The organism is Streptomyces sp. NPDC107538, assembly GCF_055657445.1.
In genome coordinates this window covers 186,118-206,308 of record NZ_JBVKAY010000005.1, presented here as the reverse complement: position 1 = coordinate 206,308, position 20,191 = coordinate 186,118, and the positions used below count along the sequence as shown (strand labels likewise).

The 20,191-nt window shown below is 71.5% G+C and carries 20 protein-coding genes; 11 read left to right on the top strand and 9 right to left on the bottom strand.

Annotated elements, in window-relative coordinates:
• Window positions 1-36: 36 nt before the first annotated feature.
• Complete coding sequence (locus ACZ7MG_RS19280; protein ID WP_471393800.1) at window positions 37-381, bottom strand: SsgA family sporulation/cell division regulator; 345 nt, start codon at window positions 379-381, stop codon at window positions 37-39.
• 239 nt (window positions 382-620) lie between these two features.
• On the opposite strand from ACZ7MG_RS19280, the gene ACZ7MG_RS19275 reads away from it, so the two are divergent.
• From ACZ7MG_RS19275 to ACZ7MG_RS19265, 3 genes are read left to right on the top strand one after another with little or no spacing between them, the layout of a single operon-like run.
• On the top strand, window positions 621-1,682 hold the full coding sequence (locus tag ACZ7MG_RS19275; RefSeq protein WP_471393803.1) for an energy-coupling factor ABC transporter permease: 1,062 nt from the start codon (window positions 621-623) through the stop codon (window positions 1,680-1,682).
• Between the two features lies 1 nt (window position 1,683).
• Window positions 1,684-2,445 carry a cobalt ECF transporter T component CbiQ gene (cbiQ, locus tag ACZ7MG_RS19270; protein WP_471393804.1) on the top strand — a complete coding sequence of 254 codons (762 nt, stop codon included), beginning with the start codon at window positions 1,684-1,686 and terminating at the stop codon, window positions 2,443-2,445.
• Window positions 2,433-3,230: an energy-coupling factor ABC transporter ATP-binding protein gene (locus ACZ7MG_RS19265; protein WP_471393807.1), complete on the top strand. Its 798-nt coding sequence runs from the start codon at window positions 2,433-2,435 to the stop codon at window positions 3,228-3,230. The genes cbiQ and ACZ7MG_RS19265 overlap by 13 nt, the downstream gene beginning before the upstream one ends.
• A 232-nt stretch (window positions 3,231-3,462) precedes the next feature.
• On the opposite strand, the gene ACZ7MG_RS19260 is transcribed toward ACZ7MG_RS19265, so the two are convergent.
• Entirely contained in the window at window positions 3,463-3,594 is a 132-nt protein-coding gene (locus ACZ7MG_RS19260; RefSeq protein ID WP_471393809.1) for a hypothetical protein, read from the bottom strand.
• Between the two features lie 117 nt (window positions 3,595-3,711).
• Here ACZ7MG_RS19260 and ACZ7MG_RS19255 point away from each other — a divergent pair, with 117 nt between their 5' ends.
• The 3 genes from ACZ7MG_RS19255 (at window position 3,712) to ACZ7MG_RS19245 (ending at window position 6,143) form a co-directional block, all read left to right on the top strand.
• Entirely contained in the window at window positions 3,712-4,176 is a 465-nt protein-coding gene (locus ACZ7MG_RS19255; RefSeq protein ID WP_471393810.1) for a MarR family winged helix-turn-helix transcriptional regulator, read from the top strand.
• A 153-nt stretch (window positions 4,177-4,329) separates the two neighbouring features.
• Window positions 4,330-4,812, top strand: coding sequence for an organic hydroperoxide resistance protein (locus tag ACZ7MG_RS19250; RefSeq protein WP_471393814.1), 483 nt, complete (start codon window positions 4,330-4,332; stop codon window positions 4,810-4,812).
• 164 nt (window positions 4,813-4,976) lie between these two features.
• Entirely contained in the window at window positions 4,977-6,143 is a 1,167-nt protein-coding gene (locus ACZ7MG_RS19245; protein WP_471393817.1) for a serine hydrolase domain-containing protein, read from the top strand.
• A 286-nt stretch (window positions 6,144-6,429) separates the two neighbouring features.
• Here ACZ7MG_RS19245 and ACZ7MG_RS19240 read toward each other — a convergent pair whose 3' ends face one another.
• From ACZ7MG_RS19240 to ACZ7MG_RS19225, 4 genes are all read right to left on the bottom strand, one after another.
• Window positions 6,430-7,467 (bottom strand): helix-turn-helix domain-containing protein, encoded by a 1,038-nt coding sequence (locus tag ACZ7MG_RS19240; protein ID WP_471393820.1) that lies wholly within the window; start codon window positions 7,465-7,467, stop codon window positions 6,430-6,432.
• Between the two features lie 73 nt (window positions 7,468-7,540).
• Entirely contained in the window at window positions 7,541-7,816 is a 276-nt protein-coding gene (locus ACZ7MG_RS19235; protein WP_045556434.1) for a DUF1876 domain-containing protein, read from the bottom strand.
• An 86-nt stretch (window positions 7,817-7,902) separates the two neighbouring features.
• Window positions 7,903-8,748 carry an EamA family transporter gene (locus ACZ7MG_RS19230; protein WP_471393823.1) on the bottom strand — a complete coding sequence of 282 codons (846 nt, stop codon included), beginning with the start codon at window positions 8,746-8,748 and terminating at the stop codon, window positions 7,903-7,905.
• Window positions 8,745-9,257, bottom strand: a complete 513-nt coding sequence (locus tag ACZ7MG_RS19225; RefSeq protein ID WP_471393825.1) for a YbaK/EbsC family protein — start codon at window positions 9,255-9,257, stop codon at window positions 8,745-8,747. Before ACZ7MG_RS19225 ends, ACZ7MG_RS19230 begins: the two co-directional genes overlap by 4 nt.
• A 367-nt stretch (window positions 9,258-9,624) precedes the next feature.
• On the opposite strand from ACZ7MG_RS19225, the gene ACZ7MG_RS19220 reads away from it, so the two are divergent.
• On the top strand, window positions 9,625-10,272 hold the full coding sequence (locus tag ACZ7MG_RS19220) for an RBBP9/YdeN family alpha/beta hydrolase (protein ID WP_471393828.1): 648 nt from the start codon (window positions 9,625-9,627) through the stop codon (window positions 10,270-10,272).
• Between the two features lie 10 nt (window positions 10,273-10,282).
• Here ACZ7MG_RS19220 and ACZ7MG_RS19215 read toward each other — a convergent pair whose 3' ends face one another.
• From ACZ7MG_RS19215 to ACZ7MG_RS19205, 3 genes are all read right to left on the bottom strand, one after another.
• The gene (locus ACZ7MG_RS19215) at window positions 10,283-12,022 is read right to left on the bottom strand and encodes a penicillin-binding transpeptidase domain-containing protein (RefSeq protein WP_471393830.1); all 1,740 of its coding nucleotides are present in this window, start codon (window positions 12,020-12,022) and stop codon (window positions 10,283-10,285) included.
• A 276-nt stretch (window positions 12,023-12,298) separates the two neighbouring features.
• A complete protein-coding gene (locus tag ACZ7MG_RS19210) occupies window positions 12,299-13,933 on the bottom strand; it encodes a penicillin-binding transpeptidase domain-containing protein (protein ID WP_471393832.1) in 1,635 nt (544 codons plus the stop codon).
• A gap of 146 nt (window positions 13,934-14,079) precedes the next feature.
• Window positions 14,080-15,819: a dolichyl-phosphate-mannose--protein mannosyltransferase gene (locus tag ACZ7MG_RS19205; RefSeq protein ID WP_471393835.1), complete on the bottom strand. Its 1,740-nt coding sequence runs from the start codon at window positions 15,817-15,819 to the stop codon at window positions 14,080-14,082.
• Window positions 15,820-16,027: 208 nt separating this feature from the next.
• Between ACZ7MG_RS19205 and rsmI the strand changes: the two genes are divergently transcribed.
• From rsmI to ACZ7MG_RS19185, 4 genes are all read left to right on the top strand, one after another.
• Window positions 16,028-16,876 carry a 16S rRNA (cytidine(1402)-2'-O)-methyltransferase gene (rsmI, locus tag ACZ7MG_RS19200; RefSeq protein WP_471393837.1) on the top strand — a complete coding sequence of 283 codons (849 nt, stop codon included), beginning with the start codon at window positions 16,028-16,030 and terminating at the stop codon, window positions 16,874-16,876.
• 375 nt (window positions 16,877-17,251) lie between these two features.
• Window positions 17,252-17,671 (top strand): hypothetical protein, encoded by a 420-nt coding sequence (locus ACZ7MG_RS19195; RefSeq protein ID WP_471393840.1) that lies wholly within the window; start codon window positions 17,252-17,254, stop codon window positions 17,669-17,671.
• 76 nt (window positions 17,672-17,747) lie between these two features.
• Complete coding sequence (locus tag ACZ7MG_RS19190) at window positions 17,748-18,662, top strand: TatD family hydrolase (RefSeq protein ID WP_471393842.1); 915 nt, start codon at window positions 17,748-17,750, stop codon at window positions 18,660-18,662.
• Between the two features lie 221 nt (window positions 18,663-18,883).
• On the top strand, window positions 18,884-20,170 hold the full coding sequence (locus ACZ7MG_RS19185) for a ubiquitin-like domain-containing protein (RefSeq protein ID WP_471393845.1): 1,287 nt from the start codon (window positions 18,884-18,886) through the stop codon (window positions 20,168-20,170).
• The last annotated feature ends 21 nt before the right edge of the window (window positions 20,171-20,191 follow it).

Here is a 20,191-nt window from a genome sequence, read left to right as displayed (position 1 = left end):
GTGCCTTCGGGCATCCCTACCCCCGGACGCGCGCCGTCAGTGCGCCACCGGCACCGCCGTGTACGTCCGCCGCAGGAAGCGGATCAGCGCCTTCGTGTCGAACTGCAGCACCGCCACCTCCTTCGCCGAGTGGAACTCCATGACGGCCTGGACCCGGCCGCAGGGCCAGATGCTCACGGGGCCCGAGGTGGTGGGGGTGCGCAGACCGCGTTCGAGGAGTTCACGGGGGAACGTCCACTCGGCGGGGCCGGGCAGCCGCACGCGTACGGCGGCGGCGTCGGTGTCGGGGTCGTAGCGGAGGACGACCGGCACGGTGTCCCGGTCCTCGGGGGAGTCCGTGACGACATGGGCCTGGGCGTACTGCTCGACGGTGACGGACATCGTGCGGCTCCTCACGCTGAGTGACACTGCGGAAGCTGTGAATCCGCTGTCCACTGCCTCTCCAATGTCGCATATTTTCCGCGGCACGCCCCCGCGGGGCTTTCCTTGCTTCGGCGAGGTGTTCGCTAATCGGCTCTGCATCGCTCTTGCAAGAGACTCGCAACAGGGCTCTATCATCGTAAGGTTCCAGCCAATCCAGCCAATCCAGCCGTCCGCAGGCCAGGAGAGCGAGCCCTCGTATGCACGTCCCCGACGGATTCATCAACGCCCCCGTCTCGGCGGTCGCCGGTGTCGTCGCCGCCGGCGCGGTCGCCGTCAGCCTGCGCGGCGCCCGGCGCGAGCTGGACGAGAAGACGGCGCCCCTCGCCGGGCTCGTCGCCGCCTTCATCTTCGCCGTGCAGATGCTGAACTTCCCGGTCGCGGCCGGGACCAGCGGACATCTGCTCGGCGGCGCCCTGGCCGCGATACTCGTGGGCCCCTATACAGGGGTCCTGTGCGTCTCCGTGGTCCTCCTCATGCAGGGCATCCTCTTCGCCGACGGCGGCCTCACCGCCCTCGGCGTGAACATCACGATCATGGGCGTGGTCACCTCGGTCGTCGGCTACGCCGTCTTCCGCGGCCTGGTCACCCTGCTGCCCCGGAAGCGCGGCTCGGTCACCGTCTCCGCCTTCGTCGCCGCCCTGGTCTCGGTGCCGGCCTCGGCCGCCGCCTTCACCCTCGTCTACGCGATCGGCGGCACCACCCAGGTCCCGCTCGGGTCCGTCTTCACGGCCATGGTCGGCGTCCACACCCTCATCGGCATCGGCGAGGCCGCGATCACCGCCGCGACGGTCGGCGCCGTCATCGCCGTACGCCCGGACCTCGTGCACGGCGCCCGCGGTCTGACCGCCCCGCTGAAGCTGCGCGTCAACGGCGAACTGGTCGACGCCCCCGCCGCCGAGCCCACCCCCGCGCCCGTCGCCGCGCGCTCCACCCGCAAGCTCCTCCTCGCCGGGCTCGGCACCTCCCTCCTCCTCGCCGGGGTCGTCAGCTTCTACGCCTCCGCCGACCCCGACGGTCTGGAGAAGGTCGCCGCCGACAAGGGCTTCGACGCCAAGGTCGAGGACCATGACGCCGCCGGCTCCCCGCTCGCCGACTACGGCGTCGAGGGCCTCACGAACGCCCGGATCTCCGGCGGTCTCGCGGGTGTGATCGGCGTCGGCGTCACCGTCGTCGCCGGTACGGGCGTCTTCTGGGCCGTACGCAAGCGGCGCACCGGCGAGGACGTGTCCCCGTCCGCCGTGCCCGGGAACGTCGGCTGACATGGGCGCCGGCCACGCCCACAAGCTCTACCGGCACGCGCACTCGCCCGTGCACGCCCTGCCGCCGCACACCAAACTCGCGGCCGTCTTCGCCTTCGTGCTCGTCGTGGTGTCGACGCCGCGGGAGGCGATGTGGGCGTTCGGGCTGTACGCCGTGCTGCTGGGCGTGGTCGCGTACCTGGCCCGGATACCCGCCGGGTTCCTGCTGCGGCGGCTGCTGATCGAGATCCCGTTCGTCGCGTTCGCCGTGCTGATGCCGTTCGTGGCGCAGGGCGAGCGGGTGGACGTGCTGGGGATGTCGCTCAGCGTCGAGGGGCTCTGGGGTGCCTGGAACGTCCTCGCCAAGGGCACGCTGGGCGTCGCCGCCTCCGTCCTCCTCGCCTCCACCACCGAACTCCGCGCCCTCCTGCTGGGCCTCCAGCGGCTCAAACTCCCGCCGCTGCTCGTCCAGATCGCGTCCTTCATGATCCGCTACGGGGACGTCATCACCGACGAGATGCGCCGCATGCGGATCGCCCGCGAGTCACGCGGCTTCGAGGCGAGCGGCGTACGGCACTGGAGTGTGCTCGCCAAGTCCGCCGGGGCGCTGTTCATCCGCTCCTACGAACGGGGCGAACGGGTCCATCTGGCCATGATCAGCCGGGGGTACGCGGGCACGATGCCCGTCATCGACGAGGTGACCGCGTCCCGCGCGCAGTGGTCGTACGCGTTCGCCCTCCCGGTCGCCGCGCTCGTCGTCTGTCTGCTGGGATGGACTCTGTGACCGCATCCGAAGTGTCCGCAGCGCTCGAAGACCTCGTGCCCCCGTCCCTCGACGTCGCCGGGCTCGCCTTCGCCTACCCCGACGGCCATCAGGCGCTGTTCGGCGTCGACTTCAGCATCGGGCGCGGCGAACGGGTCGCGCTGCTCGGGCCCAACGGGGCCGGGAAGACCACCCTCGTGCTGCACCTCAACGGCATCCTCACCGGGGGCGCGGGCACGGTGACCGTCGCCGGGATGCCCGTCGGCAAGCGGCACATGGCCGAGATCCGGCGGAAGGTCGGCATCGTCTTCCAGGACCCCGACGACCAGCTCTTCATGCCGACCGTACGGGAGGACGTGGCCTTCGGGCCGGCCGCGGCGGGGATGACGGGCGCCGAGCTGGAGGCGCGGGTGGACCGGGCCCTCGACCAGGTCGGCATGGGCGAGTTCAAGGAACGGCCGCCGCACCACCTGTCCTTCGGGCAGCGGCGCCGGGTGGCCGTCGCCACCGTCCTCGCCATGGAGCCCGAGATCCTCGTCCTCGACGAGCCGTCCTCCAACCTCGACCCCGCGTCCCGCCGTGAACTCGCCGACATCCTCCGCTCGTTGGACGTCACGGTGCTGATGGTCACGCACGACCTGCCGTACGCCCTCGAACTGTGCCCCCGTTCCCTCATCCTCAGCGAGGGCGTCATCGCGGCGGACGGCCCGACCGGCGAACTGCTCGTGGACGAGGACCTGATGCGCGCCCATCGCCTGGAACTGCCCTTCGGCTTCGACCCGAGGTCGGTCACGACGGGGCGTTGAACGACGGGGGCCCTCCGGTCGAGGGCCCCACCTCCCACTCGGCGAGCCGGGCGAGGATGCGCCGCGGAGAACTGATAGCGCCCCCTGCTGTTCGGCTCGCCCACCATCGCGGCGAACACGGCACTCGGTATCAGCCACGCCGTCATGACCGCCCCGCGCTCGACGTCCACGGCGACGCACAGCAGGTCCAGCCCGGGGCGCGGCTGGAACGTCTGCGACCGTACGAAGGCCATCAACCTGCCTTGCCGGACCTGTGTCCCCGTGGACATTTGGGCGTGGCGGAGGCCGCGACCAGGTACTCGGCGGCCTTGCCCATCCGGGCGGCCGCCGGACTCTTGTCCAGGTACTCCTCGTCGTCACTCATGGCGAAGCATCCAACCAGGTGTCCCAGCAGGTGTCTCGGCAGGTGCCTCGGCAGGAATTCCGCCGCCGGGAGCCAGGCCCCCGAGGCGCTCCACGGGACATCCGTGACAATGGGCGCGTGACGAATCATGAGGAACCCGAACGGCACGGTTCGCTGCTCCTCGACGAGCAGTTGTGCTTCGCGCTGTACGCGGCGCAGCGCGCGGTCACCGCCGCGTACCGTCCGCTGCTCGACGAACTCGGCCTCACCTACCCGCAGTACCTGGTCATGCTCTCCCTCTGGGAGCGCGACGAGACCACCGTCAAGGAACTGGCGGGCGCCCTGCGGCTCGACTACGGCACCGTCTCCCCGCTGCTGAAGCGGCTGGAGTCGGCTGGGCTGCTCCGCCGGGAGCGGTCGCCGCGGGACGAGCGCTCGGTACGGATCACCCTCACCGGACGTGGCGAACAGCTCCGCGACCGGGCGACGGCCGTCCCCGCCACCCTCGCCTCCGCCACCGGCCTGCACGGCCCCGAGGTGACCCGGCTGCGCGAGGAACTCTGGCAGCTGACGGCACGGGCGACGAAGGCGGCGGGCCGCTGAGCGGCCGGTACGTTCGGCGGTGACCTTGTGTTACCCATGGTTACTACCCCCTGGTAACCGCGCGCTGCCTACCGGTCGGTACCTTGTGCACGATGTATTCGTGCGCGCCTGTCCTGGGGAGGCCACGCGCTCGTCCTGGGGGAGGCCAAGGGAATGACTGACGACGCCGCGGTGGAGACCGGTCCCGACACCCGTACCGATGGCCGTCCGGACACGCGTCCGGCGAAGATCATGTACGTCGCCGAGGCCACCGCGCACGGCGGTCGCGACGGCTACATCAGCAGCCAGGACGGCCAGATCGACCTGAAGGTCGCGATGCCGCCGGCGATGGGCGGCGACGGCGACGGCACCAACCCCGAGCAGCTCTTCGCCGCCGGGTACAGCTCCTGCTTCCACAACGCGCTGGTCCTCGTCGGCCGCCGCGAGGGCTTCGACCTGACCGGCTCCACCGTCGCCGCGAAGGTCGGCATCGGCCCCAACAAGCAGCGCGGCTACGGCCTCGCCGTCGCCCTCAGCGTCTCCCTCCCGGTCATCGACCAGGACATCGCGGCCAAGCTCGTCGACGCGGCCCACCAGGTCTGCCCGTACTCGAACGCGACCCGCGGCAACATCGACGTGACGATCGTGCTGGGCTGACGGATCCGCACGGGCCGGCGTCCGGGATGTCCGGGACGGCCCCGGGCGGGGGAATCCGGGGCTGTGCCTGTACGTTGCATCCGTCGTCGTCGCGGTGCGTGGCCGGGGCGGGCGAACGGACAGCACGAACAGCACGGACAGCACGAACGGCGAGGAGCGGCGGCGTGGACGTGAACGGGACGGTCGCCGAGGGCTTCGAGCCGGTCAGGACCGCGTTCGTACGCAACTTCGAGACGCTGGGCGAGCGGGGCGCGGCGGTCGTGGTCTACCGGCACGGACGCAAGGTCGTCGACCTGTGGGCCGGCACCCGGGACGTGGACGGCGACGAGCCCTGGCTCCACGGCACCGCCCAGATCATGCGCTCGGCAACCAAGGGCGTCGCCGCCGCCGTCCTCCTGATGCTGGCCGAGCGCGGTGAACTGGACCTGGACGCACCGGTGGGCCGGTACTGGCCGGAGTTCAAGGCGCACGGCAAGGACCGGGTGCTGGTGCGGCATGTGCTGAACCACCGGGCCGGGCTCCCCGTCCTCGACCGCCCGCTCACTCCCGCCGAGGCGCTGGACCCGCGCCGGGGTCCCGCCGCCGTGGCCGCCCAGGCGCCCGCCTGGGAGCCCGGCACCGATCACGGCTACCACCCCCTGACGTACGGCTGGATGCTCGACGAACTGGTCCGGCGGGTGACCGGCCGGGGGACGGGTGAGTGGATCGCGTCGGACATCGCCGCCCCGCTGGGCCTGGACACTGATCTGTGGCTGGGCCTGCCGGACGCGGTGGCGGCGACGGGCCGGGTCGGCCTCGCGGGCCGGTTGGACGCGGCCCCCGAGCCCACGGGCGGACTGCGCGTCCGCGCCAAGCGCTCGGTCACCGAGGCCTACGACGACCCGGACTCCCTCACCCGCCGCGCCTTCGCCGCGATCACCCCGTTCCCCGACCAGAACGACCCCGCGTACCGCGCGTCCGCCCTGCCCGCGACCAACGGCATCGCCACGGCGGACGGCCTGGCCCGCTTCTACGCGGCGCTCATCGGCGAGGTCGACGGCGTACGGCTCCTCGGCCCCGAGACCCTGGAGGCGGCCCGCGCCGAGGAGTCCTCCGGCCCCGACCGTGTCCTCGTCATCAACACCCGCTTCGGCCTCGGCTACATGCTCCACGGCACAGCGTCCCCGCTCCTGGCCCCCACCTCCTTCGGCCACCCCGGCCGAGGCGGCCCCCTCGGCTTCGCCGACCCGGAATCAGGCCTCGCCTTCGCCTACCTCACGAACGGCTACCGCAAGACCGTGACAGCGGACCCGAGGGCCCAGGCGCTGGTGAGGGCGCTCCGCGCCCTCTAGGGGCGCGGGGAACTGCGCGAGCAACCACGACGCACCCGCACCCGCCGAAGCACAGTCGCCCCCGAGCTATGAGGCGCCTAACCCCCGCCTAACACCCAGCCGCACCGCGAAGGACGGCCGTCACGGATGAGCGGCCGGACCGGCCCAGGGCTCCCCCGCTGGTGTCCTGGCCCGATCCCGGAGATCCGGACGACCGCCCTCCGCGGCGGCGATCACCAGGATGCGGGGAAATCCAGCCAATGTCGTTGGCTGACGGTCCACTATCACTTGGCAACGCGTCCACTGTTCACCCCGTCCCGCCCCGCACCCACCCCACGTCCACGTCACCGCGCCCCGCCCGCCGCAGCTCACTCGGCGGCACCCCGTACGCCGCCCGGAACGCCCGGCTGAACTCGGCGGCCCGCGGAAACCCCCAGCGTGCCCCGATCACATGGATCGGCGTGGCCCGCAGCACGGGGTCGGGGTCGGTGAGGTCGCGGTACGCGTTCCGCAGCCGCTGGTCGCGGACGTACGCCGCCACGGTCAGGCCCTCCGTCTGGAAGAGCCGGTGCAGATAGCTGCGCGAGATGTGGTGCGCGGCGGCGATGGCCGTGGGCGTGAGGCCGGGGTCGCCCAGATGCCGTCGTACGAACGCCTTGACGGTCAGCAGCAGCGTCCGCCCGTGCGCCTCCGGGGTCAGCCGTGGCTCGGTGTCGACGGTGTGTGCGAAGAGGGCGGTGACCAGGTCGGCGACGACCATGCCGAGGCGGGGCGCGTCGGCCGGCCGGTAGGGGTCCGTGTCCGCCGCCAGCCGCATCAGGAACTGGGCGAGGAGCGCACCGACGCCGTCCCGGCCCGACAGCCGGCTGCCGACCACCCGCTCCGCCTTGCGCGGGGGCAGGGCGACGAGCGAGCGGGGTATCTCGATGCCGACGGTGGTGACCGGCTCGGTGCCGGTGAGGATCTCGTACGCCATCGAGGTGCAGTTGACGTGGAAGTCCTGTGCCTCGTACGCGACCTGCTGCCGGCCCCAGGTGGCGGCGCCCTCGCCCTGGAGGAGGAGGGAGAGATGGAACGTCTCCGGATCGGACTGGCGGACCATCTTCGGGGTGCGGCGGAAGACGATCGGATCGAAGGTGGCCGGCCAGATCGTCACGTCGCCGAGGGGGATGACGCGTTGATGCGCGTGGTAGTCGGCGCCGGGGTGGTGACCCCGGTCGGCCGTCGACAGCGGGATGGGGACCAGGTCCATGGGGGCGTGTGTCTGCCGCAGCATCTCCGCCCAGGCCTCGAAACGGGCGTCCACCGGGAGGTCCACGGACCGGAAGACAGACTCGTGCAACACGGGGCAAGTCAATCACAGGGCCCGCCCACGGCCGAGGGGGTGTGGACGGCCGCGGGCGGCCGTATCGCGTGTGTCAGAGCGCGATCGGGTGGGACGTCCTGCCCGATGCCTCGTCTATCTCGTCATGGGCCTTGGTGAGGAGCTTCATGGCCAGCTCGTTCAGGGCCCTCGCCCCGGCGATCTCCTCGCCGACCCGGGGCTGGTTGGAGTCGGTCTGGTGGCGGCTGGCGTAGCCGTTGGCACGTACTTCCTTCCCGTCGGGGAGCCGTACGAGGGCCGCCGCCCGTGTGCGCTGATCGTCCTCCTGGAACTCCAGCTCGATGTGCCATCCGACAGCGGTTTTCATCATGACGATCACCTCCGGAACCACTCCCTCCAGAGTGCCCCTCCCGGCCCCCGCACGCACGGCCTGTGCACCGCCGGTCCGTGCCGTGTCTACCCGGCCCGCAGCATCAGCCCGATCCCCACCACCAGCAGTCCGGCCGCCATCAGACGCGGCGCCCCGAACCGCTCCTTGAAGAACACCGCTCCGATCGCCGCGCCGACGATGATCGAGGACTCGCGCAGGGCGGCGATGGGGGCCAGTTCCGCCTTGGTCTGGGCCCACAGGACCAGGCCGTACGCGGCCACGGACAGGGCGGCGCCGAGGAGGCCGAGGGTGGCGAAGGGGCGGAGGCGGGTGACCGTCTCGCCGCGCCAGCGCCAGACCGCGTACGCGGGGATCGCCAGCCCCTCCAGCGCCATCAGCCAGGCGATGTAGCTCATGGCGGACCCCGAGGCCCGTACGCCGAGGCCGTCCACGACCGTGTACGCGGCGATCGACAGGCCCGTCGCCAGCGCCGCCCCGATCGCCGCCCAGTGCGGCCGGTCGCCGCGCAGGCCCCACAGCGCGACCCCGGTCAGCCCGGCGCAGCTCAGCAGGATGCCCGCCGCAGCCCAGCCGTCCGGCACCTCGTGCGCGAAGACGGCGGCGAGGACGGTGACGACGAGGGGCGCGGAGCCTCGTGCGATGGGGTAGGCCTGGCCGAAGTCGCCCAGTCGGAAGGACGTCATCAGCAGGACGTAGTAGACGAGGTGGATGATCGTGGAGGCGATCAGATACGGCCACGCGGCGGCCTCCGGGAGCGGTACGAACGGCAGCATCGCGAACCCGATCAGCGCCCCGCCGCCGGCGATCAGCGTGAACCCGACCAGCTTGTCCGTGATCCTGTGCGCGATGGCGTTCCAGCTGGCGTGGGTGACCGCGGCGAGCAGCACCGCCGCGGCGACGGCCGGTGTCACGCGTCCGTCTCGCGGACGTCCACCAGGGTGGCGCCCGCGTGCGCGATCAGCGTCTTGGGGTCCATGGGGAAGACGGTGTACGGGGTGCCGGCCGCCGCCCACACCGTCGCGTGGTCGAGGAGCGAGCGGTCCGCGAGGACCCGGGTGCGGGTGCGGTGCCCGAAGGGCGGGACGCCGCCGATCGCGTACCCCGTCGTCTCCCGTACGACGTCGGCGCGGGCCCGGGTGACCTTCGTGGCGCCGAGTTCACGCCGGACCAGCTCCACGTCGACCCTCGACGCGCCGTCCATCAGCACGAGCACCGGGACGCCGTCCGCGGCGAAGATCAGTGACTTGCAGATCTCGCTCAGCTCACAGCCGAGGGCGGCGGCCGCCTCCGCCGCGGTGCGGGTGGCCTCCGGGAAGCGGCGGATCTCGGTGTGGAGTTCGGTGAGGCCGAGGGTGGTGAGGGCTTGGGTGAAGAGGGGGTGGGCTGCGGAGTCGGCGGGGTTCTGCGGGGTGTTCGTCATGTGCGGCACGGTAGTGGTGGGTGTAGCGGCCATGCGACTGGGTTGTGGGGGTGCGTGGGCGGGTGCGGGTGAGTGGGGGTTGCTCGCGCAGTTCCCCGCGCCCCTGAAAAACAGGGGCTGCGCCCCGTGCTTTTCAGGCCCGCCGCCGGACGCTTCTCACGCTCGCCGTCGTCGCCTTTCAGGCACGCGGGGGGCTGGTCTTTCAGGCCCCAGGGCCGCGGCTTTCAGGCCCGCAGGGGCCTGGTCTTTCAGGGGCGCGGGGAACTGCGCGAGAAGCCCCACCGGGCCCGCGCTCGACCCGCGACCCATCCATCCAGCCACAGAGACGGCACTGGACCCACTGATCCGTTTCGCTGACGATCGGGAGATGACTAGAACCCCGCCCGCCGACGGCACCCGCGCCTTCCTCATCCTGCACGGCTGGCAGAACCACCGCCCGGCCCCCCACTGGCAGCACTGGCTGGCCGACCGTCTCACCGACCTGGGCCACGAGGTGGCGTACCCGCAGCTCCCGGAGGCGGACGACCCGGACCTGGAGCGCTGGCTGGCGGAACTGGACGCGCTGCTGGGCGAGTTGGCGGGCCGGCGGATCACCGTGGTCTGCCACAGCCTGGCCTGTCTGCTGTGGCTGCACGCGGTCGCCCGGGACGACATCCTGTCCGGCCCCGTCGACCGCGTCCTGCTCGTCGCCCCGCCCGCCCCCGAAGTCGCCCTGGAACACCCGGAGATCGCCGAGTTCGCCCCGCCGCCGCTGACGCCCGCCCGGCTGGCCGCGACCGCCGCGTACACCCGGGTCGTCGGCAGCGACAACGACCCGTACTGCCCCGGCGGCGCGGCCACCACGTACGCCGAACCCCTGGGCCTGCCCGTCGACGTGCTGCCGGGCGAGGCCCACCTCGACCTCGACGCGGGCTACGGTTCCTGGCCGTCGGTGTTCGACTGGTGCCTGGACGCCTCGCCCCCATCGGAGTCGTACGAGAAGGTTCCGATCCACGGCCGTACGCGCGGTCGATGATCCCCGGCGCTCAGCCCCCGCTGCCCGCCTTGAGCAGCGCGGCCACGATCGGGCCCGCCGACTCGCTGCCGTGGCCGCCCTGTTGGACGACTCCGGCGGAGGCCAGGTCGCCCTTCCAGGCGGTGAACCAGCCGTTGGGCTCCTTCTGGCCGTCGACCTCGGCGGAGCCGGTCTTGGCGCCGTAGTCGGGGCCGAGACCGGACATCGCCTCGGCCGCCGTACCGGCCGCGGCGGTGTACTTGAGGAGTTCGACGAGCTGGGTGCGGACCGTCTCCGACATGGGCCGGGAGGCGGTCGCGAGCGCGCGGTCGTCGACCGACGGCGGGACCAGGTACGGCTGCTTGAAGACGCCCGTCTTGGCGGTCGCGACCACCGACGCCATGTTCAGCGGGTTCATCCGCACCCCGCCCTGGCCGATCAGCGAGGCTGCCATCGGGGCGTCGCTCTGCACCGGCACCGCGCCGTCGAAGCTGGGGACGCCGATGGCCCAGTTGTTCAGGCCCAGCCCGAAGACCTGCTGGGCCTCCTGGGTCAGGGAGTCGTCGTCCAGCTTCTTCGCCTGGGAGATGAAGGCGGTGTTGCAGGAGCGGGCGAAACTCGCCTTGAACGTACCGCCCTTGATCTCGAACTTGTCGTCGTTCTGGAACTTCCAGCCGCCGTACGACGAGAACTTGGGGCACGGGTGGACCTTGTCCGCCGAGGCCAGGCCCTTGTCGATGAGCATCGCCGACGACACGATCTTCATCGTGGAGCCGGGGGCGAGCGAGCCCTGGAACGCCACGTTGAAGCTGCCGGAGTTCGCCGCCGCCAGGATCTCGCCGGTCGAGGGGCGCATCACCACCACCGACGCGCGCTTCGTGGCCGCCACCTTCTCCTCGGCGGCGGCCTGCAGCGCCGGACTGAGCGTCGTCCTCAACTCCCCGGGAGTACCCTCGCTCAGCTCCAGCAGCGTCTTGTCGGCGGCCTTCTCCTTCGCGGACTTGGTGGACTTGGTGGAGTTCCCGGTGGGGTCGGCGGAAGACTTGTCGTCGCCCTTCGCCGGGTCCGCCCGGACGATCCGCAGTTCGACGCCCGCCTTGCCGCCCGCCTTCTTGCCGTACTTCTCCCGCAGACCGTCCAGCACCGAGCCCAGCGACGGGTACTTCTCCGTCGTCAGCTCGCCGCCGTCCCGGTCGAGGGCCTTCACCGGGGGTGTGCCCGCCTCGCCGGTCACCAGCCGGTCGCCCTCGGCGAGTTCGGGGTGGACGACGGACGGCTGCCACTCGACGACCGGTTCGCCGTCCTTCTCGGCCCGTACGACCGTGAGGGCCGACTTGTAGGTGAGCGGCTTCTCGGTGCCCTTGTAGGAGACGGTGCCCTTCACCGTGAACGGCACCTTGTCGCCCGAGCGTTTGCCGCGGGTGAGGGTGACGTCCTCGATGTGGGCGTCCTTGGTGAAGCCGGTCAACGCGGTCTTCGCGGCCGCCGAGTCGTCCGTGGCGGCGGCGGCCTTGGTGACGGTGCCCTTCTGCCAGGCGGTGAGGAAAGCGGTCGAGGCGGTGCGGACCTCGGCGGCGGACAGGGGTCCGGTCTTCACGGCCTTGCCGTCGGCCGAACCGTCGTCGGCGGACGCGCCCGCGCCGAACACCGTGTACACGGCGACCGCGCCGCCGCCGAGGGCCGCGACGGCGACTCCGCCCAGCAGGAGATGCCGTCTCGACCTCCCCGACTTCGCGGTCTTCCGCTCGTCGACACGTCTTCTCTTACCCACGCTCCGACCTTCCGCTGCCCCGGCTGCCTCTCGTTCCCCCGACTCTCAACGAGAACCACCACACTAGAGTCCCGCGGGGCACTCCGTGGGTTGGGCCGTTGTTCGGTGCGGGTGCGTGGGGCTTCTCGCGCAGTTCCCCGCGCCCCTGAAAAAGCGGGGCTGCGCCCCTGCTTTTTCGGCCAGAAGAGCACGGGGCGCAGCCCCGGCTCTTCAGGGGCGCGGGGAACTGCGCGACCAGCCCCCACGCACCCGCACCCGGCAACGCGCCCGCACCCCCTACGGCGTGGCCCCCAGCACATCCACCACGATCGGCCCGGCCGCCTCACCCCCGCGGCCACCGCCCTCCGACATGGCCGCCGCGGCGACGTCACCCCGGAATCCGGTGAACCAACTGTCCGCCACGGCCTGCCCGTCGATCTCCGCGGAGCCGGTCTTCGCGCCGATGTCGCCGGTGAGCCCTTGCATGACGGTCGCGGCGGTCCCCTGGGTCGCGGTGAGCCTCATCATCTGCTTCAACTGGGACGACGTACTGGGGGACAGCCCCTTCGCGGTGGCCAGTTCCCGGTCGTCGAGCTTCGGTGACACCAGATACGGCTGCCGGAACGCGCCCGTGATGGCCGTGGACGTGATCGACGCCATGTTCAGCGGGTTCATCAGCACATCGCCCTGCCCGATGGCGTTGGCGGCGCGGTTGGGGCCGTCGGACGGCGGTACCTTGCCGTCCATGGAGACGATGCCCGTCTTCCAGTCGTCCCGGCCGATCCCGAACCGCTCCTGCGCCTCCTCGGTCAATGAGGCGTCGGTGAGCGGCTTTTCGTCGATCAGCTTGATGAAGGCCGTGTTGCAGGACCGCATGAAACCGTTGGCGAGGGTGGCGGTCGGCGTCTCGTCGGCCTTGAGCCCCGGCAGGTTCTTGAAGGTCTGGCTCTTCCAGGTGGCGGTGTCGGGGCAGGGGGCGGGGCCGTTCATCGAGGTCACGCCGTTGTCGATGAGCATGGCGGCGGTGACGATCTTCATGGTGGAGCCGGGCGGGAGTTCGCCCTGGAAGGCCGCGTTGAAGCCGTCCTGGCGGTTGTTGGCGACCGCGAGGACCTGACCGGTGCTGGGCTGGACGGCGACCACGGACGACTCGCCGTACTTCTTGACCGCCTGCTCGGCCGCCGCCTGTCTGCTCGCGCTGATCGTCGTCTCCAGCTTGCCCGCCTTGCCCTTGGCGAGGGTCAGCAGAGTGGTGTCGGCGGCCTCGGTGGCGGCGTGCTTGATGCCCAGCTCGATACCGGGGGTGCCGCCCGCGTCGGCGCCGTACCGTTCGCGCAGGGTGTCGAGGACGGTGCCGAGGGAGGGGTACTTCTCCTTGGTCAGCACCTTGCCGTCCCGGTCCACGGCCTCGATGGGCGGCGCCTCCGCCTCCCCGGTGAACAGCGTGTCGCCGTCCTTGAGTTCGGGGTGCACGACGGACGGCTGCCAGTCGACCAGCGCGCGGCCGGTCGTCTTCCCCCGTACGACGGTCAGCCGGCTCTTGTAGGCGAGCTTCTGGCTCTTCCCCTCGTACGACACGGTCGCCGCGACGGAGAACGGGACGGTCCTGCCGCCGGCGCCGGTCGGCTTCCCCGGCTCGATCCTCACGTCCTCGACGCGGGCGACGCCGACGAAGCTGTCGAACACCTTCCCCGCGTCCACCGCGTCGTTCGTGTACGACGCCGCCGTGGCCGCGTCCCCCTTCTCCCAGGCCCCGAAGAACTTCTCCGACGCCTCCTCGACCTCGTCGGAACTCGGCGGCCCACTCCGTTTCTCGGTACCGCCCCCGCTCCCGTTGAGCGCGGTCACGAAGTTGTATCCCCCGTACCCCGCACCCCCCACCATCGCCGCGAACACCCCGCCGACTATGGCGACCTTGACCCCCTTGCGCATGACACGACCCCCGTAAGAACTTGAACGCGTTCAGAAACCGCTTGCCGAGGCTCACTGTAAACACGAGGGAGTAACGCGTGGGAAAAATGCTTCCTGTGTGTGCCCTGATTGTTAGCCAGGGGTCCCGGCGAACCGGGTTCAGGCCATCACACCCAGGTATCCAGCCACATCCGGGAACGCCAGTCGTCGATGGGGATGGGCTGGCCGGTGTAGAGGGGCCAGAAGTAGATGAAGTTCCAGGTGATGAGGAGGATCAGGACGCCGGCGGCGGCTGTGCCGGCGACTCGGCGGCGTTCGGGGGAGCCGGGGGGGCCGAGGATGGCGCCGATCATCATGGTGAGGGCTAGGCAGAGGAAGGGGAGGAAGACGACGGCGTAGAAGTAGAAGATGGTGCGTTCCTGGTAGAGGAACCAGGGGAGGTAGCCGGCGGCGATGCCGCAGGCGATCGCGCCGGCGCGCCAGTCGCGGCGGAAGAACCAGCGCCACAGGACGTACAGGACGGCGAAGGCGGCGGCCCACCACAGCAGGGGCGTGCCGATGGCCAGCACCTCGCGGGCGCACTTGTCGGTGGTGTCCACCGCGCAGCCGTCGTTGCCGGGGGACGGCGACTCGTAGAAGTACGAGACCGGGCGGCCGGCGACGATCCAGCTCCACGGGTTCGACTGGTACGTGTGGGGCGAGGAGAGGCCGACGTGGAACTCGTAGACCGCGTGCTCGTAGTGCCACAGGCTGCGCAGCCAGTCCGGGAGCCAGCTGAACCAGCCGCCCTTGCCCTCGGTCGCGGCCCAGTTGCGGTAGTAGCCGCCGGAGCCGTCGTCGGGGGAGAGGATCCAGCCCGTCCAGGAGACCAGATAGGTGGCGATCATCACCGGGACCGTGGAGAGGAACGCCAGGCCCAGGTCGCGTTGCATCGTCGCGATCAGCGGCTGCCGGGCGCCGGCGACCTTGCGGGCCGCGTAGTCCCAGAGCACCGTCATGATCCCGAAGAACACCATGAAGTAGAGGGCGTTCCACTTGGTGCCCAGCGCCAGGCCCAGGCAGAGACCGGCCATCCAGCGGTACGGGCGCCAGCCCAGGCGCGTCGTCTCGGCGATGAGGGAGTTGGGGCGTACGACCCCGTCGCCGTCCGGGGGCAGTGCGTCCGCAAGGCGTTTGCGTGCGCGGTCACGGTCGATCATCAGACAGCCGAATGCCGCCAGCACGAAGAACATCAGGACCTGGTCCAGCAGCGCCGTGCGGCTCATCACGAAGTGCAGACCGTCCACCGCCATCAGCGCGCCCGCGAGACAGCCGAGGAACGTCGAGCGGAAGATCCGGCGGCCGATCCGGCACAGCATCAGGACGGAGAGCGTGCCGAGCAGCGCCGTCATGAAACGCCAGCCGAACGGGTTGAACCCGAACATCAGCTCGCCCAGGCCGATGACGTACTTGCCGACCGGGGGGTGGACGACATAGGCCGCGTCCGTCGGGATGGGGACGTTGCCGTTGTTCTGGAGGATCAGTTCGTTGGCGTTCTTCGCCCAGTTGACCTCGTAGCCGCGGTGGACGATCGCCCACGCGTCCTTCGCGTAGTACGTCTCGTCGAATATCACCGCCTTGGGGCTGCCCAGGTTGTAGAACCGCGTCAGCCCGGCCAGCAGCGTCACCAGCAGCGGGCCGCCCCACGCCGACCAGCGGACCAGGCGCGCCCCGACCTCCTCGCGCAGCCCGAGCACTGCCCACACGCGTGGGCTCGGCCGGGTGTACGCGGGCACCAGGCGGGTGCGGACGTCGCCTCTCGGCGGCACGGCGTAGCCGAATCGGCGCAGGCGGTGCTGCCACGACGGCCGCGGGTCTTCGGTGGCCTGGTCCTGCCGGGTGTCCGTGGAGGACGCGGTACTGGTCACCGCGCCATCGTAGGGAACGGGGCTGTGGGAGTCCCGTGGGATCGGGATGTAGGGCGCCTATCGGGGCGGAAGTGCGTGCGGTAAGCGCCTACGGGGCCGGGGGTGCGTGTGGTGGGGCGACTGCGGGTGGAGTGTGGCTGGTCGCGCAGTTCCCCGCGCCCCTTTTGGGGCTGCGCCCCTCAGGGGCGGGCCCTGGGAGGATGGGGGTGTGACTGGAATCCTTGTGCTGGCAGGTACCCCCATCGGTGATGTCGCGGACGCGCCGCCCCGGCTCGTCCAGGAGTTGGCCGGGGCCGATGTGGTCGCCGCCGAGGACACGCGGCGGCTGCGGCGGCTCACCCAGGCGCTGGGGGTGCAGCCGGGCGGGCGGATCGTCTCCTACTTCGAGGGCAACGAGGCCGCGCGTACGCCGGAGCTGGTCGAGGCGCTGGTGGGCGGCGCCCGGGTGCTGTTGGTCACGGACGCGGGGATGCCGTCGGTCTCCGACCCCGGGTACCGGCTGGTCGCCGCGGCCGTGGAGAAGGACATCCGGGTCACCGCCGTACCCGGGCCGTCCGCCGTCCTCACCGCGCTCGCGCTGTCCGGGCTGCCCGTGGACCGGTTCTGCTTCGAGGGGTTCCTGCCGCGCAAGGCCGGGGAGCGGCTCGGGCGGCTGCGGGAGGTCGCGGAGGAGCGGCGCACGCTCGTCTACTTCGAGGCGCCCCACCGCCTGGACGCGACGCTCGCGGCGATGGCCGAGGTCTTCGGCGCGGGGCGGCGGGCCGCGGTGTGCCGTGAGCTGACCAAGACGTACGAGGAGATCAAGCGGGGGCCTCTCGGGGAGCTGGCCGAGTGGGCGGCGGCCGGGGTGCGCGGGGAGATCACGGTGGTGGTGGAGGGGGCGCCGGAGAAGGGGCCCGAGGAACTGGACGCGGTCGAGCTGGTGCGGCGGGTTCGGGTGCGGGAGGAGGCGGGGGAGCGGCGCAAGGAGGCGATCGCGGCGGTGGCGGTGGAGGCGGGGGTGCCGAAGCGGGAGGTTTTTGACGCGGTGGTGGCTGCGAAGCGGGGGGCGCCGTAGGGGGTGGGGGGTGGGGGTGCGTTTGCGGGTGCGGGTCCGGTGGGGCTTCTCGCGCAGTTCCCCGCGCCCCTGAAGAGCAGGGGCTGCGCCCCGTGCTCTTCGGGCCGAAAAAGCAGGGCGCAGCCCGCTTTTTCAGGGGCGCGGGGAACTGCGCGACCAGCCCCCACGTACCCGCACCCGACCACCGGTCAGACCATGCCGCGGCAAAGTCGAGCAAAGCACAGACCAGCTACGGGCGGGCTTCCCACAAGGGGAGGCCAAATGCGCTTCAACAGTCGGCAGGTGGGGTGCGCGAGGGGCCCGCGCGGGCGTCCACTGGGTGGTGAGGACGTACACGTCACGTCCCCACCGTCCAGCGGACCAGAGGAGCTGGCAATGACCGAGATCGCAGAGCGCGCAGTGCTGCGCGACACCGCCACCGCCATCGTTCACGAGTCGTACGCGTTCGCGTGCATGCGATGCGGGCACGGCTGGGAGCAGTCGTACGAGATAGAGCACCACAACGACGCCCAGGGCCGGGACTTCGTGATGTACGTGGCCGACGGCAAGGTCGTGCCGTCCCCGCTGTCGAGGCCCGCGTGCCAGAACTGCGACGGTCATGTCGTCCGCATCATGCGGGCGGGCCAGGTGGCGTCGATACGGGACGCCGAGCGCCGCCGGCACCTGCCGAAGCCCCGCCCGGCGGCGGACACGCAGGACGCGGAGGACACGGAGGCGCAGGGTTCGGAGCCGGGGGAGCACCACCACTGGCACCTGTCGGACCTCCTGCACCCGTTCCACCGCAAGGCGAGCTGATCCTCCCCCAGTGAGCCTGGAGGGCATGCCCCGCTCCCGCGATTCGTGCGCTTCGTGCGATTCGTAGGATCGGGGCATGCCTTCGAACGACTCCGGCAACGTCTCCGGCAAAACCTCCGGCAAGAACGACAAGAACGCCGCGCCCCCGCTCCCCGCGCCCCTCGGGGTGCCGGTCGCGGACTCGCACACGCACCTGGACATGCAGTCCGGCACGGTCGAGGAGGGCCTCGCGAAGGCCGCCTCCGTCGGGGTGACGACGGTCGTCCAGGTCGGCTGCGACCTCAAGGGCTCGCGCTGGGCCGCCGAGACCGCCGAGCGGTTCGCGGCCGTGCACGCGACGGTCGCGCTGCACCCGAACGAGGCCCCCCGCATCGTCCACGGAGACCCCGACGGCTGGTCCCGGCAGGGCGCGCGGACGCCCGGCGGGGATACGGCGCTCGACGACGCGCTCGCCGAGATCGACCGGCTGGCCGCGTTGCCGCAGGTCAAGGGGGTCGGGGAGACGGGTCTCGACTACTTCAGGACCGGGCCGGAGGGCAAGGCCGCCCAGGAGCGGTCGTTCCGCGCGCACATCGAGATCGCCAAACGGCACGGCAAGGCGCTGGTCATCCACGACCGCGACGCCCACGACGACGTGTTGCGGATCCTGAAGGAGGAGGGCGCGCCCGAGCGGACCGTCTTCCACTGCTACTCCGGCGACGCCGACATGGCCGCCGTCTGCGCCGCGCACGGCTACTTCATGTCGTTCGCCGGGAACATGACGTTCAAGAACGCGCAGCCACTGCGCGACGCGCTCGCCGTCGCGCCCCTCGAACTCGTCCTCGTCGAGACCGACGCGCCCTTCCTGACACCGGCGCCGTACCGCGGACGGCCCAACGCGCCGTATCTCATTCCGGTCACGGTTCGGGCGATGGCCGCGGTCCGGGGCATCGGCGAGGACGCGCTGGCGACGGCGATCGCGGCGAACACGGCGCGGGCGTTCGATTACTGACGGGTCACGCCGGTTCGGCCGTCCGGGGGGCCCAAAAAGATGATCAGCGGCCCGTGTCGCGACACTGTGTGACCACGTTGCTTTGGAGGGTGACCGGAGTCCGCTAGGTTCACGTCGCCCGACCCGGACCCGGATCCCCTCTGGAGCGTGTCGTCGTGAGCAATGCGCAGCCGAATGTGTCGACGAGTGTGCCGCCGAATGTGCCGCCGAATGTGCCGAATATGCCGAATGTGCAGGCGAACGTGCGGTCGTCGTCGTACGAGGCCGAGACGTTGCCCTACGGGGTGTACGAGGGCACCTACCGCCCCGAGGACACCTACCGGCCCGCTTACGAGGATCTCGCTCCGGACGGGCCTCCCGGCGGCGGCCGGGCCTCCTCGCGGCGGGCCGTGCGGCGCAGACGGGCCGCCGACCGGCCCGGGTCGCTGCGGCGGCTGGTGCCGCAGGCGCTGGTGGTGGCGTTCCTCGCGGGCGGGACCTCCGCGTTCGTGGCGAAGGACAAGGCGATCGAGCTGACCGTCGACGGGCGCCCGCGCACGCTGCACACCTTCGCCGACGACGTCTCCGAACTGCTCGCCGACGAGGGGGTCGCCTTCGGCGCCCACGATGTGATCGCGCCCGCCCCCGGCACCGCGCTCAGCAGCGGCGACGAGGTCGCCGTGCACTACGGGCGGCCCGTCGCCCTCACCCTGGACGGTCACCGGCGCAAGGTCTGGACGACCGCGCACACCGTGGACGGGGCGCTCCAGCAGCTCGGGGTGCGTGCGGAGGGCGCGTACGTGTCGACCTCGCGCTCCCAGCGGATCGGGCGGGAGGGGCTGGAGCTGGACGTCCGTACGGAGCGTGCCGTCACGATCATGGCGGACGGGCGGACGCGGACGATCCGGACGAACGCGGCGACCGTGGGGGAGGCCGTGGAGCAGGCCGGGGTCACCCTGCGCGGGGAGGACACCACGTCGGCCGAGTGGACGAGCTTTCCCCGGGACGGGCAGACGGTGACCGTGCTGCGGGTGACCGGGTCCACGGAGGTGCGGGAGGTGCCGATTCCGTTCCGGGTGCGGCGGGTCGAGGATCCGTCGCTCTTCCGGGGGACCGAGGTCGTCGAGCGGGCCGGGCAGGCGGGGGCGCGGCGGGTCACGTACGCGCTCCGGTCGGTCAACGGGGTCGCGCAGCGGCCGCGGCTGGTGGGGACCGAGGTGGTGCGGGAGCCGCGGGATCAGGTCGTGAAGGTGGGGACGAAGGCGGTGCCGACGTCTGTGGCGGGGGCGGACGGGTTGAACTGGTCGGGGTTGGCGGCGTGTGAGTCGGGGGGTCGGCCCAACGCGGTCGATCCCTCCGGGACGTACGGGGGGCTGTACCAGTTCGATACGCGGACCTGGCAGAGCCTGGGGGGGAGCGGGCGGCCCCAGGACGCGTCGGCGGGCGAGCAGACGCTGCGGGCGAAGAAGCTGTATGTCCAGCGGGGGGCGAGTCCTTGGCCGCATTGCGGGGCGCGGCTTCGGGGGTGACGGGGGTGCCTAACAGCTCGG